Below are 17559 nucleotides of genomic sequence, written 5' to 3'. Positions count from 1 at the left end.
GGCCTGCCCAGACGTAGAAGCATAATGGCACGCAAGGCAGCTGTCAACAGTCGCCTGTTGACGCCGCCTGAATGGCATTGACCCTTCCTGGTCCGGGGAACACAAGGCACATCCTGTGCCTGCTTTCCCATTTGATACGCCCCGATGCCCTACCCAGGCAACATCGGGGCGCAGATACTACCAGATTACTCGATGATCTTCGAGACCACGCCGGCGCCGACGGTACGACCGCCTTCGCGGATGGCGAAGCGCAGGCCTTCGTCCATTGCCACCGGGTTGATCAGGGTGACGACCATCTTGACGTTGTCACCCGGCATCACCATTTCGACGCCTTCCGGCAGAGCAGCTGCGCCGGTGATGTCGGTGGTGCGGAAGTAGAACTGCGGACGGTAGCCGTTGAAGAACGGGGTGTGACGGCCGCCCTCGTCCTTCGACAGGACGTAGACTTCGCCTTCGAACTTGGTGTGCGGCTTGATCGAACCCGGCTTGGCCAGAACCTGGCCACGCTCGACGTCGTCACGCTTGGTGCCGCGCAGCAGCAGGCCAGCGTTGTCGCCTGCCTGACCCTGGTCCAGCAGCTTGCGGAACATTTCAACGCCGGTCACGGTGGTCTTCTGCACCGGACGGATGCCGACGATTTCGATCTCGTCGCCAACCTTGATCACGCCGCGCTCGATACGACCGGTCACCACGGTGCCGCGGCCCGAGATCGAGAACACGTCTTCCACCGGCATCAGGAACGGCTTGTCGATCGCACGCTCCGGCTCCGGAATCCAGCTGTCCAGGGCATCGACCAGCTTCAGGATGGCCGGCACGCCGATGTCGCTCTGGTCGCCTTCCAGCGCCAGACGGGCCGAACCGGCGATGATCGGGGTGTCGTCGCCCGGGAAGTCGTACTTGCTCAGCAGCTCGCGCACTTCCATCTCGACCAGCTCGAGCAGCTCGGCGTCGTCAACCATGTCGGCCTTGTTCAGGAACACGACGATGTACGGCACGCCGACCTGACGCGACAGCAGGATGTGCTCGCGGGTCTGCGGCATCGGGCCGTCAGCGGCCGAGCACACCAGGATCGCGCCGTCCATCTGGGCGGCACCGGTGATCATGTTCTTGACGTAGTCAGCGTGGCCCGGGCAATCGACGTGGGCGTAGTGACGGACCGGGGATTCGTACTCGACGTGCGCGGTCGAGATCGTGATACCACGCGCCTTTTCTTCCGGCGCGGCGTCGATCGAGGAGTAATCCTTGAACTCGCCACCGAAGCGCTCGGCACCGATCTTGGTCAGTGCAGCGGTCAGCGTGGTCTTGCCGTGATCGACGTGACCGATGGTGCCGACGTTGACGTGCGGCTTGGTGCGCTCGAACTTACCCTTTGCCATTGTTCTATACCTTGATTGTTCGTAAGTGGTTTCAAGAGAGGCTGAGCGAGGCTCAGCCCTTCTTCATGACGGCTTCGGCGATGTTGGTCGGAGCCGGCTCGTAGTGATCGAATTCCATGGTGAAGGTGGCGCGGCCCTGGGTCTGCGAACGCAGCGCAGTGGCGTAGCCGAACATTTCACCCAGCGGGATCATCGCGTTGATGATCGAAGCGGAGCCGTCACCGGTGGTGTCGGAACCCTGCAGCACGCCGCGACGACGGCTGACGTCGCCCATCACGTCACCCTGGTAATCCTCCGGGGTCACGATCTCGACCTTCATGATCGGCTCCAGCAGCACCGGCTTGGCCTTGGCGAAGCCCTGCTTGAAGGCCATCGACGAAGCCAGCTTGAACGCCATTTCCGAGGAGTCGACGTCGTGGTACGAACCGAACACCAGCTTCACCTTGACGTCCACGACCGGGAAGCCAGCCAGCGGACCGCTGGTGATGGTTTCGCGCAGGCCCTTTTCAACCGACGGAATGAATTCCTTCGGGATCACGCCGCCGGTGATGTCGTTGATGAACAGGAAGTCGTCCTTGATGGCCGGAGCCAGCTTCGGATCGGCACGGTCGGCAGCGGTGATCGGCGACAGTTCGATCACGACGTGACCGTACTGACCCTTACCACCGGACTGCTTGGCGTGCTTGTAGTCCGACTTGACGTCGGCCAGGGTGATGGTTTCGCGGTAGGCCACCTGCGGCGCGCCGACGTTGGCTTCAACGTTGAACTCGCGCTTCAGGCGGTCGACGATGATGTCCAGGTGCAGCTCGCCCATGCCCGAGATGATGGTCTGGCCGGATTCTTCGTCGGTCTTGACGCGGAACGACGGATCTTCCTGCGCCAGACGGCCCAGGGCCAGACCCATCTTTTCCTGGTCCGACTTGGTCTTCGGCTCGACGGCCATCGAGATCACCGGCTCCGGGAACGTCATGCGCTCCAGGATGATCGGGGCGTCCACGGCGCACAGGGTGTCACCGGTGGTGGTGTCCTTCAGGCCCACGGCAGCGGCGATGTCACCGGCCAGAACTTCCTTGATTTCCTCGCGGTTGTTCGAGTGCATCTGCAGGATGCGGCCGATGCGCTCCTTCTTGCCCTTCACCGAGTTCAGCACGGTGTCGCCACCGTTCAGGGTGCCCGAGTAGACACGGAAGAAGGTCAGCGCGCCGACGAACGGGTCGGTGATGATCTTGAAGGCGAGCGACGAGAACGGAGCCTTGTCGTCCGACTTGCGGGTCATTTCGACGGTGTCGTCGTCAACGTCCACGCCCTTCACGTCCGGCACGTCGACCGGCGACGGCAGCAGCTGGATCACGCCGTCCAGCATGGCCTGCACGCCCTTGTTCTTGAAGGCCGAGCCGCAGTACATCGGCACGATCTCGGTGGCCAGGGTGCGGGTACGCAGCGCGTTGATGATTTCAGCCTCGGCCAGCTCTTCGCCGCCCAGGTACTTTTCCATCAGCTCTTCGCTGGCTTCGGCAGCGGTCTCGACCATGAACTGGCGAGCCTCTTCAGCCGGGCCCTGCAGCTCGGCCGGGATTTCACCGTATTCGAACTTCATGCCCTGCGAAGCCTCATCCCAATGGATGGCCTTCATCTTCAGCAGGTCGACGACGCCCTTGAAGTTGTCTTCAGCGCCGATCGGCAGCTGCATCGGCACGGCAACCGCGCCCAGCTTGGCCTTCAGCTGGCCGACGACCTTCTGGAAGTTGGCACCGGTGCGGTCCATCTTGTTGACGAACGCGATGCGCGGCACGTGGTACTTGTTGGCCTGGCGCCACACGGTTTCCGACTGCGGCTGCACGCCACCGACGGCGCACAGGACGAAGACGGCACCGTCGAGCACGCGCAGCGAGCGCTCCACTTCGATGGTGAAGTCGACGTGCCCGGGGGTGTCGATGATGTTGAAGCGGTGCTCCGGCAGGGACTTGTCCATGCCCTTCCAGAACGCGGTGGTGGCAGCGGACTGGATCGTGATGCCACGCTCCTGCTCCTGCTCCATCCAGTCCATGGTGGCGGCGCCGTCGTGCACTTCACCGATCTTGTGGCTCTTGCCGGTGTAGAACAGGATGCGCTCGGACGTGGTGGTCTTGCCGGCATCGATGTGAGCCATGATGCCGAAGTTACGGTAACGCTCGATGGGAGTGGAACGGGCCACGGGAGCCTCTCAGATTTCTTGGATTTCGGATGGCCGAACGCCGCCTTTCGGCGGCCTTCGGATTGGCGCAGTCCTTCTGGGACCGCGAGGCAGCACGCACCGAAGTGGTGCTGCCCTGCCTGTTTTACAAGGCCGTCAAACTCACCAGCGGTAGTGGGCGAATGCCTTGTTGGCTTCGGCCATGCGGTGGGTTTCTTCGCGCTTCTTGATGGCGCCGCCACGGTTTTCCGAGGCGTCGATCAGTTCAGCAGCCAGCTTCTTCGGCATGGTGTTCTCACCACGCTTGCGCGCGGAGTCGATCAGCCAGCGCATGGCCAGGGCCATCTTGCGCGACGAACGCACTTCGACCGGCACCTGGTAGGTGGCACCACCGACGCGACGCGACTTGACTTCGACCGCCGGAGCGACGTTGTCCAGAGCCTTCTGCACCAGTTCAATGGCGTTGGCGCTGCTGTTCTTCTCGGTGATCACGTCCATGGCGCCGTACACGATCTTTTCGGCGACGGACTTCTTGCCGCTCTGCATGACCATGTTGATGAAGCGGGCGATGGTTTCGCTTCCGTGCTTCGGATCGGGCAGGACGGAACGCTGCGGAGTATTACCCTTACGCGACATAGTGCTCTCTCCTTATGCCTTCGGACGCTTGGCGCCGTACTTGGAACGGGCCTGGCGACGCTTGGCAACGCCGGCGGCGTCGAGCGAGCCACGAACGGTGTGGTAACGCACACCCGGCAGGTCCTTGACGCGACCGCCGCGGATCAGGACCACGGAGTGCTCCTGCAGGTTGTGGCCTTCACCACCGATGTAGGAAATCACTTCTTCCTGGTTGGTCAGGCGGACCTTGGCAACCTTGCGCAGAGCCGAGTTCGGCTTCTTCGGAGTGGTGGTGTAGACACGGGTGCAGACGCCACGGCGCTGCGGGCACTTGTCGAGCGCCGGCGAGGCACTCTTGTAGGTGGTCGCTTGCCGCGGCTTGCGGACCAGCTGGTTGATCGTCGCCATCAGTAGGTTCTTCTGATTGGTGGCCGGAAAATCCGACCAGAGATGCGGAAATGTTAAAGCAGGCCAAAATTCTGGCCTGCTGAGACAGACGATTGTAGCAACCTGCCAGGAAAGCAGTCAAACGCCTCCTGTCAAGCCCGTTCCTGATCCCGGAACGTTACTGGGGGGCCTCCATGTACCCCGTTCAGGTTGGCCGGGTCGATCGCGGACGATCTCCCCTGCCCTTTCCCTATCCCATCGATGGACCGATGGGGTGGTCCGGCCCTGCGGCCGGACCGGATACCTCATTCTTCGCCCGAGGCCTGTTCAGCTTCGGCTTCAACCACCGGTGCCTCGACCGCAGCCGGGGTGCCGGCCAGGGTCTGCATTTCCGACTCGGTGAGACCGGAAGCACCGCGACGGCGGTTGCTGTGGTACGCCAGGCCGGTACCGGCCGGAATCAGGCGACCCACGATGACGTTTTCCTTCAGGCCACGCAGGTTGTCCGAGGTGCCGCGGACGGCCGCTTCGGTCAGCACGCGGGTGGTTTCCTGGAACGACGCGGCCGAGATGAACGATTCGGTCGCCAGCGAGGCCTTGGTGATACCCAGCAGGACCGGATCGAAGTGCGCCGGCAGCTCGTTGCGGGTCGACAGGCGCGCATTCTCCTCGATAACACGCTGACGCTCCACCTGTTCGCCGTTCAGGAACTTGCTGCTGCCCTGGTCGGTGATCTCGACCTTGCGCAGCATCTGGCGGGTGATCACCTCGATGTGCTTGTCGTTGATCTTCACGCCCTGCAGGCGGTACACGTCCTGGATTTCCTTCACCAGGTAGGCCGCCAGCGGTTCGACACCCAGCAGACGCAGGATGTCCTGCGGGCTCGGCTCGCCGTCCACGATGGTTTCACCCTTGGTGACATGCTCGCCTTCGAACACGATGACCTGGCGGTACTTCGGGATCAGCTCTTCGTGCTCCGAACCATCGGTGTCCTTGATGATCAGGCGCTGCTTGCCCTTGGTGTCCTTGCCGAAGCTGATGATGCCCGAACGCTCGGCCAGCACCGCCGGATCCTTCGGCTTGCGCGCTTCGAACAGATCGGCCACGCGCGGCAGACCACCGGTGATGTCGCGGGTCTTCGACGCTTCCTGCGGAATCTTGGCGACCACGTCACCCACGCCGACGGCAGCGCCGTCCTGCAGGTTGACGATCGAGCGCGGCGGCAGCAGGTACTGCGCCGGCAGGTCGGTGCCCGGGATCGACAGGTCGTTGCCCTTGGCGTCGACGATGCGCACGATCGGGCGCAGGTCCTTGGCCTGGGTACCACGACGCTTCGGATCGGTGATTTCGCGCGACGCCAGGCCGGTCAGCTCGTCGGTCTTCTCGATGACGGTGATGCCGTCGACGAAGTCGATGAAGCGGATGAAACCGGCCACTTCCGACACGATCGGGTGGTTATGCGGATCCCAGTTGGCCACGGTCTGGCCAGCCTTGATCGCATCACCGTCCTTGGACGTGATGGTCGCACCGTACGGCAGCTTGTAGCGCTCACGCTCACGGCCGTGGGCATCGAGCACCGAGATTTCGCCCGAGCGCGACACTGCCACCAGCGAGCCGTTGGCATGCTCGACGGACTTGAGGTTGCTGAACTTGACCGAGCCGGTGGTCTTGACGGTGATGTTGTCGACCGCAGCAGCTCGCGACGCCGCACCACCGATGTGGAACGTACGCATGGTCAGCTGGGTACCCGGCTCACCGATGGACTGGGCGGCGATGACGCCGACCGCTTCACCGATGTTGACCAGGTGGCCACGGGCCAGATCGCGGCCGTAGCAGCGACCGCAGACACCGAAGGCCGATTCGCACGAGATCGTCGAACGCACCTTGATGCTCTGCACGCCGGCGTCTTCCAGCTTGGCGACCCAGGCTTCGTCCAGCAGGGTATTGCGGGTGACGATCGGATCTTCGTCGTTGCCCGGCAGGAACACGTCCTCGGCAACCACGCGACCCAGCACGCGGTCCTTCAGCGGCTCGACCACGTCGCCGCCTTCCACGATCGGGGTCATGATCAGGCCTTCGGTGGTACCGCAATCCACCTCGGTGATCACCACGTCCTGCGCGACGTCGACCAGACGACGGGTCAGGTAACCCGAGTTCGCGGTCTTCAGCGCGGTATCAGCCAGACCCTTACGGGCACCGTGGGTGGAGTTGAAGTACTCCTGCACGTTCAGGCCTTCACGGAAGTTCGCCTTGATGGGCGTCTCGATGATCGAGCCGTCCGGACGCGCCATCAGGCCACGCATACCGGCCAGCTGACGGATCTGCGCCTGCGAACCACGCGCACCGGAGTCGGCCATGATGTACAGCGAGTTCATCGACTTCTGGTCGATGGTCTCACCCTTGGCATTGACGACCTTCTCGGTACCGATGGTGTCCATCATCGCCTTGGCGATGCGCTCGTTGGTGCGCGACCAGATGTCGACCACCTTGTTGTAGCGCTCGCCGGCGGTGACCAGGCCCGACTGGTACTGCTCCTGGATTTCCAGCACTTCGGCTTCGGCCTCGGTGAGGATGCCCTTCTTCTCGTCCGGGATCAGCATGTCATCGATGCCGATCGAGACGCCGGCGCGGGTCGCGTAGGCGAAGCCGGTGTACATCAGCTTATCGGCGAACACGACCGTGTCCTTCAGACCCAGCTGGCGGTAGCTGGAGTTGATCAGGCGGCTGATGTTCTTCTTGGTCAGCTCGGTGTTGGCCAGCGCGAACGGCAGACCTTCCGGCAGGATTTCAGCCAGCAGGGCGCGACCGATCGTGGTGTCCACGATCGAGGTCTTGTTCTGCTTGACGCCGTCTTCGTCGGTCACCACCTCGGTGATGCGGACCTTGACGCGCGCGTGCAGTTCCACCACGCGGTTGTCGTAGGCACGCTTCACTTCGGCGATGTTGGCGAAGGCCATGCCCTCGCCCTTCTTGTTTTCCAGCGAGCGGGTCATGTAGTACAGACCCAGCACGACGTCCTGCGACGGCACGATGATCGGCTCGCCGTTGGCCGGCGACAGGATGTTGTTGGTCGACATCATCAGCGCACGCGCTTCCAGCTGGGCTTCCAGCGAGAGCGGCACGTGGACGGCCATCTGGTCACCGTCGAAGTCGGCGTTGAACGCGGTGCAGACCAGCGGGTGCAGCTGGATGGCCTTGCCTTCGATCAGCACCGGCTCGAACGCCTGGATGCCCAGACGGTGCAGGGTCGGCGCACGGTTCAGCATCACCGGATGCTCGCGGATGACCTCTTCCAGGATGTCCCAGACTTCGGCTTCTTCGCGCTCGACCAGCTTCTTGGCGGCCTTGATGGTGGTGGCCAGGCCACGACGCTGCAGCTTGGCGAAGACGAACGGCTTGAACAGCTCAAGCGCCATCTTCTTCGGCAGGCCGCACTGGTGCAGGCGCAGGTACGGACCGACCACGATGACCGAACGGCCCGAGTAGTCGACGCGCTTGCCCAGCAGGTTCTGGCGGAAGCGACCCTGCTTGCCCTTGATCATGTCGGCCAGCGACTTCAGCGGGCGCTTGTTGGTGCCGGTGATGGCACGGCCACGACGGCCGTTGTCCAGCAGCGCATCGACCGATTCCTGCAGCATGCGCTTTTCATTGCGCACGATGATGTCCGGCGCGCTCAGTTCGAGCAGGCGGCGCAGGCGGTTGTTACGGTTGATGACGCGGCGGTACAGGTCGTTCAGGTCGGAGGTCGCGAAGCGGCCGCCATCCAGCGGAACCAGCGGACGCAGGTCCGGCGGCAGCACCGGCAGCACGGTCATGACCATCCACTCCGGACGGTTGCCCGATTCCAGGAAGGCTTCGATCAGCTTGATGCGCTTGGTGAGGCGCTTGAGCTTGGTTTCCGAACCGGTAGCGGCGATTTCCTCGCGCAGGCGGGTCATTTCCGACTGCAGGTCGATGGTGCGCAGCAGTTCGTACACGGCCTCGGCGCCCATCGCGGCGTCGAAGTCGTCACCGTGCTCCTGGCGGGCCTGCAGGTACTGTTCTTCGGTCAGCAGCTGGCGGCGCTCCAGGGCGGTCAGGCCCGGCTCGGTCACCACGTAGGCTTCGAAGTACAGCACGCGCTCGATGTCGCGCAGGGTCATGTCCAGCATCAGGCCGATGCGCGACGGCAGCGACTTCAGGAACCAGATGTGCGCGACCGGCGAAGCCAGGTCGATGTGGCCCATGCGCTCGCGACGCACCTTGGCCAGGGTCACTTCGGTGCCGCACTTTTCGCAGACCACGCCGCGGTGCTTCATGCGCTTGTACTTGCCGCACAGGCACTCGTAGTCCTTCACCGGGCCGAAGATGGCGGCGCAGAACAGGCCGTCACGCTCCGGCTTGAAGGTACGGTAGTTGATGGTTTCCGGCTTCTTCACTTCGCCGAAGGACCACGAACGGATCAGGTCCGGCGAGGCCAGCGCGATCTTGATCGCGTCGAAGTCCAGCGTCTGGCGCTGCTGGTTGAAGAGGTTGAGCAGGTCTTTCATGGTGTTCTCCAGAAGGAGGAATGCTGTGTCGATGGGCTTTCAGTTGACTGCCAGCGGCGCGGCGGCAGAGGCCGCCGCGCCGGCATGGATCAGTTGTCTTCCAGTTCCATGTTGATGGCCAGCGAGCGGATTTCCTTCACGAGCACGTTGAAGGATTCCGGCATGCCCGCGACCATCTCGTGCTCACCGTCGACGATGTTCTTGTACATCTGGTTGCGGCCCTGCACGTCATCGGACTTCACCGTCAGCATTTCCTGCAGGGTGTAGGCCGCGCCGTAGGCTTCCAGCGCCCAGACTTCCATTTCACCGAAGCGCTGGCCGCCGAACTGCGCCTTGCCGCCCAGCGGCTGCTGGGTGACGAGCGAGTACGGACCGGTCGAACGGGCGTGCATCTTGTCGTCGACCAGGTGGTTCAGCTTCAGGTAGTGCATGTAACCCACGGTGGTGTGGCGATCGAACGCTTCACCGGTGCGGCCGTCGTACAGCTGGGTCTGGCCACTGCTCGGCAGGTCGGCCAGTTCCAGCATGCGCTTGATTTCCGCTTCGGTGGCGCCGTCGAACACCGGGGTGGCCATCGGCACGCCGTCGGTGAGGTTACGGGCCAGACGCAGCAGTTCCTCGTCGCTGAACTGCGACAGGTCGACACGGTTGGCCACGTTGGTGTCGTCGTGGTTGTAGATGTCGTCCAGGAACTTGCGCAGGTCGGCAACCGCCGCCTGGGCTTCCATCATCGCCTGGATCTTGCGGCCCAGGCCCTTGGCAGCCCAGCCCAGATGCACTTCCAGGATCTGGCCGATGTTCATACGCGACGGCACGCCCAGCGGGTTCAGCACGATGTCCACGGTTTCGCCCGAGGCCATGTACGGCATGTCCTCGACCGGCACCACGTTGGAGACCACACCCTTGTTGCCGTGGCGGCCTGCCATCTTGTCGCCCGGCTGGATGCGGCGCTTCACGGCCAGGAACACCTTGACCATCTTCAGCACGCCCGGGGCGAGGTCGTCACCGGCGGTGATCTTGCCGCGCTTGTCGGCGAAGCGACGCTCGAATTCCTTCTCGTGCGCCTGGATCTGCTTCTGCGCGCGCTCGATGGCTTCCGAGGCGTCCTCGTCCTTCATGCGCAGGGCGAACCAGTCAGCCTTCTTCAGGCCGTCCAGGAACGCGTCGCTGATGACGTCGCCCTTCTTCAGGCCAGCGCCACCGTTGACCACCTTGCCCACGATCTGCGAACGCAGACGCATGTAGATGGCGGCTTCCAGGATGCGGAACTGGTCGTCGAAGTCCTTCTTGACGCGCTTGATTTCAGACTCTTCGATCTGGCGGGCGCGCTTGTCCTTCTCGATGCCGTCGCGGGTGAAGACCTGCACGTCGATGACGGTGCCGTCCATGCCCGGCGGAACGCGCAGCGAGCTGTCCTTCACGTCCGAAGCCTTCTCGCCGAAGATCGCGCGCAGCAGCTTCTCTTCCGGGGTCAGCTGGCTTTCGCCCTTCGGGGTGACCTTGCCGACCATGATGTCGCCGGCGCGGACTTCCGCACCGATGTACACCACGCCGCTCTCGTCCAGGCGGTTCAGCGCCTGCTCGGAGACGTTCGGGATGTCGGCCGAGATTTCCTCCGGCCCCAGCTTGGTGTCACGCGCGACGCAGGTCAGCTCTTCGATGTGGATCGTGGTGTAACGATCCTCTTCCACCACGCGCTCGGAGAGCAGGATGGAGTCTTCGAAGTTGTAGCCGTTCCACGGCATGAACGCGATCAGCATGTTCTGGCCCAGGGCCAGTTCGCCGATGTCGGTGGACGGACCGTCGGCCAGCACGTCGCCGCGGGCGATGACGTCACCCACCTGCACCAGCGGACGCTGGTTGATGCAGGTGTTCTGGTTCGAACGGGTGTACTTGACCAGGTTGTAGATGTCCACGCCTGCGTCGGTGGCGCCAACGATCTCTTCCTCGTTGACCTTGACCACGATACGGGCGGCATCGATCTGCACGATCTCGCCACCACGACGGGCATTCACGGTCACACCGGAGTCACGCGCCACGGCGCGCTCGATGCCGGTACCGACCAGCGGCTTCTGCGCACGCAGGGTCGGCACGGCCTGACGCTGCATGTTGGCGCCCATCAGTGCACGGTTGGCGTCATCGTGCTCCAGGAACGGAACCAGCGCGGCCGCGATCGACACGGTCTGCATCGGCGAGACGTCCATGAAGTGGACTTCCGCCGGCGGCTTCAGCAGCGACTCGCCCTGGAAGCGGCACGGAACGAACTGCTCGGTCAGCACGCTGTCGGCATTGGTCAGGGCGTTGGCCTGCGCAATGACGTACTCGTTTTCTTCGATGGCCGACAGGAACTCGACTTCGTCATAGACCTTGCCGTCCACGACCTTGCGGTACGGGGTCTCGAGGAAACCGTACTGGTTGGTGCGGGCGTACACGGCCAGCGAGTTGATCAGGCCGATGTTCGGGCCTTCCGGGGTTTCGATGGTGCAGACGCGGCCGTAATGGGTCGGGTGCACGTCGCGCACTTCGAAGCCGGCGCGCTCACGGGTCAGGCCGCCCGGGCCCAGGGCCGAGACGCGACGCTTGTGGGTCACTTCCGACAGCGGGTTGTTCTGGTCCATGAACTGCGACAGCTGCGAGGAGCCGAAGAACTCCTTGATGGCAGCGGCGACCGGCTTGGCGTTGATCAGCTCCTGCGGGGTCAGGCCTTCCGACTCGGCCATCGACAGGCGCTCCTTGACCGCGCGCTCGACGCGGACCAGGCCCACGCGGAACACGTTCTCGGCCATTTCGCCGACCGAACGCACGCGACGGTTGCCCAGGTGATCGATGTCATCGACCACGCCGCGACCGTTGCGGATCTCGGTCAGGACCTTGATCACGTCCAGGATGTCGGAGCTGTCGCCATGGGCGGCAACCAGGCGCTTGGACTCTTCGTCGTTGCGCTCACCGTAGTACTTGCGGTCGTACAGCACGGCTTCGCCGGTGGTTTCCTTGCGGCCCACGCGACGGTTGAACTTCATGCGGCCGACCGCGGACAGGTCGTAGCGCTCGAAGGTGAAGAACAGGTTGTGGAACAGGTTCTGCGCGGCGTCCTTGGTCGGCGGCTCGCCCGGACGCATCATGCGGTAGATCTCGACCAGGGCTTCCAGCTGGGTCTTGGTCGGGTCGATGCGCAGGGTGTTGGACAGGTACGGGCCACGATCCAGATCGTTCACCCACAGGGTGCCCACGGCATCCACACCGGCCTTGCGGAAGGCCTGCAGTTGCTCGTCGGTGATCTCGTCGTTGGCCTGGGCCAGCAGTTCGCCGGTCGAAGCATCGACCACGTCGTGCGACAGGATGCGGCCGACGATGTAGTCGTCCGGCACGGCCAGGGCGGCGATGCCCGAGGCTTCCAGCTGCTTGATGTGGCGCGCGGTGATGCGCTTGCCGGCTTCCACGATGACCTTGTCGCCGTCGGCGAGGTCGAAGCCCAGGGTTTCGCCGCGCAGGCGCTCCGGCACCAGCTCCAGCTGGACGCCTTCATCCGGGTTGATGTGGAAGGTGTTGATCTCGAAGAACTCGGCCAGCATCTCTTCGTTGCTGTAGCCGAGCGCGCGCAGCAGGATCGACACCGGCAGCTTGCGGCGGCGGTCGATACGGGTGAACAGCGCATCCTTCGGGTCGAACTCGAAGTCCAGCCAGGAACCGCGGTAAGGAATGATGCGGGCGCTGTACAGCAGCTTGCCCGAGCTGTGGGTCTTGCCACGGTCGTGGTCGAAGAACACGCCCGGCGAACGGTGCAGCTGCGAGACGATGACGCGCTCGGTGCCGTTGACGATGAAGGTGCCGTTCTCGGTCATCAGCGGGATTTCGCCCAGATAGACCTCCTGCTCCTTCACGTACTTGATGGCCTTGGTCGACGACTCACGGTCGTAGATCACCAGGCGCACGGTCACGCGCAGCGGGGCGCCGTAGCTCATGCCACGCTGGCGGCACTCACGCTCGTCGAAGACCGGTTCGCCCAGCTTGTAGCCGACGTATTCCAGGGCAGCGTTGCCGCTGTAGCTGGCGATCGGGAAGACCGACTTCAGCGCAGCGTGCAGGCCGTGGTCCGTGCGCTTGGCCGGATCGACGTTTTCCTGCAGGAATTCACGATAGGAATCCACCTGGATGGCGAGCAGGAACGGCACTTCGAGAATCGAGCGCTGCTTGCCGAAATCCTTGCGGATACGCTTTTTTTCGGTGAACGAATAGGACGTCATGAGGTCTTCCACCTTGTTGTGCGGATCGTGCGCCCACGATCCGAAGGGAACTTGAAATTGTCAGTTGGAAGTCGCTGGTATTGCCGGCACCAGCACGCCTTCTCCCGCTACTTCCAACTGCCAACTCGTCTGCATCCACTCCCCCGCTGCCGCGCTCTGCGCTGGCCTGCCGGGGTCTGACCGCAGCCCGTGTTGGGCTTTTTCTGCTTTTGAAACAGTCGACTAACAGTCGACCCTACCGGTACTGCAACAACGACCAAAGGCCGGGGGCTTACGCCCCCAGCCTTGGCTGCATCGCCGTGAATCGGTGACGATGCAAGGTAACTGCTTACTTGACTTCGACAGTCGCGCCAGCAGCTTCCAGGTCCTTCTTCATCTTCTCGGCGTCGTCCTTCGAAGCGCCTTCCTTCAGGACGCCACCGGCTTCGGCCAGGTCCTTCGCTTCCTTCAGGCCCAGGCCGGTGATGGCGCGGACGGCCTTGATGACTTCGACCTTCTTGTCGCCGGCCGACTTCAGGGTGACGGTGAACTCGGTCTGCTCTTCAACAGCAGCGGCCGGGCCAGCAGCAGCAGCCACGGCAACCGGAGCAGCGGCGGAGACGCCGAACTTCTCTTCGATGGCCTTGACCAGCTCCATCACTTCCATCAGGGACTTCTCGGCGATGGCGTCGACGATCTGTTCGTTGGTAAGGGACATGATTAATACCTTTGGATGATTTTCTGGGTTGAGGTTCCGTCAGGAACCACGGTAAGTCGAAACTCAGGCGGTCTCGGCGGCCGGCTCGGCAGCGTCGGCGGCGACGTCGCCACCACCCTGCTTCTCGCCAACGGCCTTGATGGCGCGGGCAAACATCGTGACCGGCTCGGTCAGGACGCGGGCCAGCATGGCCAGGGCCTGGTCGCGGGTCGGCAGCGAGGCCAGCACTTCGACGTGGCTTGCCGGGAACACTTCGCCACCGATGGCGACGACCTTAGCCTTCAGCTTGTCGTTGCCCTTGGCGGCTTCCTTGATCAGGCGACCGGCAGCGCCGGGCTCCTCGAGCGAGAACGCGTACAGCAGCGGACCAACCATCTGGTCCTGGGCGACTGCGAACTCGGTGCCTTCAACGGCGCGCGAAGCCAGGGTGTTCTTGACAACCTTCAAGAAAACACCGGTTTCACGAGCCTGCTTGCGCATCGCGGTCATCTGGGCGACCGTGGTGCCAGCGTATTCGGCTGCGATCAAGGAGTGGGCCTTGGCGGCGACGTCTGCCAGCTCGGCGACTACTTCTTGCTTCTGGGACAGATTGAGAGCCATTGCACTCCTCCTATTGAACTCCGCTTACGGCTCCTGCCGTGTGCGGTCCTGTGCGGCATCCGTCCTGGACGCCGGGAACATCGGGATGATGTTCCGGGGGTGGGCCGTTCTAGACCTGGAGTGGGCCAACCTGGGAAACCCAGACGTGCGTGAACCAGAAAAACTCCAGAAGGGCACCATCTACGCAGGGTGATTCCGGGGAATCGATTAAGCGCTCATGACTGCTCCGGCGGCGACTCCTTGCCAGATCGAGCTTCCGTGCCCGTCGCCGGTATTGCCACGACCGCGCCTGCGGTCTTTGACGGCTACCGCGGGCGATGTACGGCCAGCGATGCCTTCAAATGTCACGGTCACGGCACCGAAGGTACCGTGACCGCTTGAAACAATTACTTCAGGGTCAGCGACGACTGGTCGACGGTGACGCCCGGGCCCATCGTCGAGCTGACCGAAACCTTCTGCAGGTAGGTGCCCTTCGAGGTGGCCGGCTTGGCCTTGATCAGGTCCAGCAGCAGCGCGGTCAGGTTCGACTTCAGCGCGTCTTCGGCGAAGTCGGCCTTGCCGATGGTGCAGTGGATGATGCCAGCCTTGTCGGTGCGGTAACGGACCTGACCCGACTTGGCGTTCTTCACGGCTTCACCCGGGTTCGGGGAAACGGTGCCGACCTTCGGGTTCGGCATCAGGCCGCGCGGGCCCAGCACGGTGCCCAGCTTACCGACGACGCGCATGGCGTCCGGGGTCGCGATGACGACGTCGTAGTTCAGATCGCCGGCCTGCATCTTCTCGGCCAGATCATCCATACCGACGGCTTCGGCGCCAGCGGCCAGGGCTTCGTCAGCCTTGGCACCGGCCGGAGCGAACACGGCGACGCGGACCGACTTGCCGGTACCGGCCGGCAGCACGGTGGAGCCACGGACCTGCTGGTCGGACTTCTTCGCATCGACGCCCAGGCGCACAGCGACGTCGATCGACTCGACGAACTTGGCCTTGGTGGCGCTCTTCAGGATGTTGATCGCGTCCTCGAAGGCGTATGCCTTGCCCGGAACGACGGCGGCCTTGATGGCCTTCTCACGCTTGGTCTGTGCCATCTTATTAACCCTCCACCACGAGGCCCATGGAACGGGCAGAGCCAGCGATGGTACGCACGGCGGCGTCCAGATCGGCGGCAGTCAGATCCGGTTCCTTCGCCTTGGCGATCTCTTCCAGCTGCTTACGGGTGACCTTGCCGACCTTCTCGGTGTTCGGGCGCTTGGAGCCCGACGAGATGCCAGCGGCCTTCTTCAGCAGGGTGGTGGCCGGGGTGCTCTTGGTGATGAAGGTGAACGTACGGTCCGAGTAGGCCGTGATGATCACCGGAACCGGCAGACCCGGCTCGAGCTTCTGCGTGGCAGCGTTGAACGCCTTACAGAATTCCATGATGTTCAGACCGCGCTGACCCAGCGCAGGACCGACCGGCGGCGAGGGGTTGGCCTGACCGGCCTTCACCTGCAGCTTGATGTAACCGACAACTTTCTTTGCCATGTGAGTACTCTCCGGGTGCTAGCGCCTTTCGACAACAGGCTCCCCATCGGACCGGGAATCACGCGTCCCGGCATCGCGTTTTGAAATCATGCTGAAGGCCACCTTGCGGCGGCCTCGTCCTGCTGGCTTCCCAGCGGGGAGCCGCGCACTATATCAGGTTTTTTCTTCACATGCCTGAAGCGGCACGTAAACGGACGAAACCGGGCAAAGCCCGGTTCCCCTTGTAGAGTCGAGCCATGCTCGACTGCACCGCCATCCGGAGCCTGGAGTCGAGCATGGCTCGACCCTACAGGACCGGTCAGACGGCCTTTTCGACCTGGCCGAACTCGAGTTCGACCGGAGTGGCACGACCGAAGATCAGCACCGAGACGCGCAGACGGCTCTTCTCGTAGTTGACTTCTTCGACGACGCCATTGAAATCGTTGAACGGGCCGTCGGTAACGCGGACCATCTGGCCCGGCTCGAACAGCACCTTCGGACGCGGCTTCTCGACACCTTCCTGAACGCGATTCAGGATGGCTTCGGCCTCGGAATCGGCGATCGGCAGCGGACGGTCGGCGGTGCCGCCGATGAAGCCCATCACGCGCGGGGTTTCCTTGACCAGGTGCCAGCTTTCGTTGTCGATGCGCGGAATACCGGCTTCTTCGTGGGTCTCGATCTGGACCAGCACGTAACCCGGGAAGAACTTGCGCTCGGAGCGGCGCTTCTGGCCAGCGCGCATCTCGACCACTTCTTCGGTCGGGACCAGGACATCGCCGAAGCGCTCTTCCATGCCGTCACGGACGATGCGATCGCGCAGAGCCTGCGCCACCGACTTCTCGAAGCCCGAATAGGCGTGAACGACGTACCAACGCTTCATGCAATTCTCCTTAGCGGCTCAGGAACAACTGAACCAGCCACTGAATGACGTAATCGAACCCACCCAGCAACAGACTGAGAATGGTCACCACCACCATCACGACCCAGGTCATGCGGATGGCTTCTTGGCGCGTCGGCCAGACCACCTTGCGCAGTTCGAAGCGCGACTCGGAGAGGAATTCGCGGGTGTCGCGCCCCTTGCCGGTCAGCATGAACACGCCGATACCGCCAACCAGACCGACCACAACCGCCAACGCACGCAGCTGACCCGCCCACGCACCCAGCTGGGTGGCGCGACCGGAGTCGGCGGAGAACCAGAACCAGACGAACAGACCGGCCAGCACCAGCAGCGATGCGGCGACGTACTTGACGATATCCCCGCCGTTGGCGGAGTTGTCCTTGGAGTGTTCGATCTTGCTATTCATCCGGCTGTGTCTGCTTTAGCGGCCCAGGCCGCTGGATAAGGTGGGCAGATGGCACGCCAGGAGGGACTCGAACCCCCAACCTGCGGTTTTGGAGACCGCTGCTCTGCCAATTGAGCTACTGGCGTACGTGTTGAAAC

Annotated in this window: 12 protein-coding genes and 1 tRNA gene; all 13 read right to left on the bottom strand. The window is 63.3% G+C overall.

The genetic code is table 11. The features are described 5' to 3' along the window. Positions 1-185 precede the first annotated feature (185 nt). Positions 186-1376 (bottom strand): elongation factor Tu, encoded by a 1191-nt coding sequence (tuf, locus tag ACZK45_RS03805; RefSeq protein ID WP_004154360.1) that lies wholly within the window; start codon positions 1374-1376, stop codon positions 186-188. A gap of 52 nt (positions 1377-1428) precedes the next feature. Continuing rightward, positions 1429-3570, bottom strand: a complete 2142-nt coding sequence (gene fusA, locus ACZK45_RS03800) for an elongation factor G (RefSeq protein WP_005408207.1) — start codon at positions 3568-3570, stop codon at positions 1429-1431. Between the two features lie 141 nt (positions 3571-3711). Then, complete coding sequence (rpsG, locus tag ACZK45_RS03795) at positions 3712-4185, bottom strand: 30S ribosomal protein S7 (protein ID WP_004145321.1); 474 nt, start codon at positions 4183-4185, stop codon at positions 3712-3714. Between the two features lie 12 nt (positions 4186-4197). Next, positions 4198-4572: a 30S ribosomal protein S12 gene (gene rpsL / locus ACZK45_RS03790; RefSeq protein WP_004145320.1), complete on the bottom strand. Its 375-nt coding sequence runs from the start codon at positions 4570-4572 to the stop codon at positions 4198-4200. A 284-nt stretch (positions 4573-4856) separates the two neighbouring features. Further along, positions 4857-9080 (bottom strand): DNA-directed RNA polymerase subunit beta', encoded by a 4224-nt coding sequence (gene rpoC / locus ACZK45_RS03785; protein ID WP_125895178.1) that lies wholly within the window; start codon positions 9078-9080, stop codon positions 4857-4859. A gap of 89 nt (positions 9081-9169) precedes the next feature. Continuing rightward, positions 9170-13324 carry a DNA-directed RNA polymerase subunit beta gene (gene rpoB / locus ACZK45_RS03780; protein WP_049401089.1) on the bottom strand — a complete coding sequence of 1385 codons (4155 nt, stop codon included), beginning with the start codon at positions 13322-13324 and terminating at the stop codon, positions 9170-9172. A gap of 328 nt (positions 13325-13652) precedes the next feature. Next, positions 13653-14021 (bottom strand): 50S ribosomal protein L7/L12, encoded by a 369-nt coding sequence (gene rplL, locus ACZK45_RS03775; protein WP_010480374.1) that lies wholly within the window; start codon positions 14019-14021, stop codon positions 13653-13655. Between the two features lie 63 nt (positions 14022-14084). Next, positions 14085-14621, bottom strand: coding sequence for a 50S ribosomal protein L10 (rplJ, locus tag ACZK45_RS03770; protein ID WP_010480377.1), 537 nt, complete (start codon positions 14619-14621; stop codon positions 14085-14087). Between the two features lie 386 nt (positions 14622-15007). Beyond that, entirely contained in the window at positions 15008-15706 is a 699-nt protein-coding gene (rplA, locus tag ACZK45_RS03765; RefSeq protein ID WP_004154350.1) for a 50S ribosomal protein L1, read from the bottom strand. A gap of 4 nt (positions 15707-15710) precedes the next feature. Then, complete coding sequence (gene rplK / locus ACZK45_RS03760; protein ID WP_004145248.1) at positions 15711-16139, bottom strand: 50S ribosomal protein L11; 429 nt, start codon at positions 16137-16139, stop codon at positions 15711-15713. A 298-nt stretch (positions 16140-16437) separates the two neighbouring features. Further along, complete coding sequence (gene nusG / locus ACZK45_RS03755; protein ID WP_004154362.1) at positions 16438-16998, bottom strand: transcription termination/antitermination protein NusG; 561 nt, start codon at positions 16996-16998, stop codon at positions 16438-16440. Between the two features lie 10 nt (positions 16999-17008). Next, on the bottom strand, positions 17009-17422 hold the full coding sequence (gene secE / locus ACZK45_RS03750; protein ID WP_005408202.1) for a preprotein translocase subunit SecE: 414 nt from the start codon (positions 17420-17422) through the stop codon (positions 17009-17011). A 49-nt stretch (positions 17423-17471) separates the two neighbouring features. Beyond that, positions 17472-17547: transfer RNA gene (locus ACZK45_RS03745), tRNA-Trp, on the bottom strand. Positions 17548-17559 lie beyond the last annotated feature (12 nt).

It is taken from the genome of Stenotrophomonas sp. 63632_Sma (genome assembly GCF_056482875.1).
The sequence above is the reverse complement of the archived record's forward strand: the minus strand, read 5'-3'. Positions and strand labels throughout refer to the sequence as shown.

Coding starts and splice junctions, on each gene's coding strand:
- tuf (WP_004154360.1), bottom strand. CDS start 1,376: ATGGCAAAGGGTAAGTTCGAGCGCACCAAGCCGCACGTCAACGTCGGC.
- rpsG (WP_004145321.1), bottom strand. CDS start 4,185: ATGTCGCGTAAGGGTAATACTCCGCAGCGTTCCGTCCTGCCCGATCCG.
- rpsL (WP_004145320.1), bottom strand. CDS start 4,572: ATGGCGACGATCAACCAGCTGGTCCGCAAGCCGCGGCAAGCGACCACC.
- rpoC (WP_125895178.1), bottom strand. CDS start 9,080: ATGAAAGACCTGCTCAACCTCTTCAACCAGCAGCGCCAGACGCTGGAC.
- rpoB (WP_049401089.1), bottom strand. CDS start 13,324: ATGACGTCCTATTCGTTCACCGAAAAAAAGCGTATCCGCAAGGATTTC.
- rplL (WP_010480374.1), bottom strand. CDS start 14,021: ATGTCCCTTACCAACGAACAGATCGTCGACGCCATCGCCGAGAAGTCC.
- rplJ (WP_010480377.1), bottom strand. CDS start 14,621: ATGGCTCTCAATCTGTCCCAGAAGCAAGAAGTAGTCGCCGAGCTGGCA.
- rplA (WP_004154350.1), bottom strand. CDS start 15,706: ATGGCACAGACCAAGCGTGAGAAGGCCATCAAGGCCGCCGTCGTTCCG.
- rplK (WP_004145248.1), bottom strand. CDS start 16,139: ATGGCAAAGAAAGTTGTCGGTTACATCAAGCTGCAGGTGAAGGCCGGT.
- nusG (WP_004154362.1), bottom strand. CDS start 16,998: ATGAAGCGTTGGTACGTCGTTCACGCCTATTCGGGCTTCGAGAAGTCG.
- secE (WP_005408202.1), bottom strand. CDS start 17,422: ATGAATAGCAAGATCGAACACTCCAAGGACAACTCCGCCAACGGCGGG.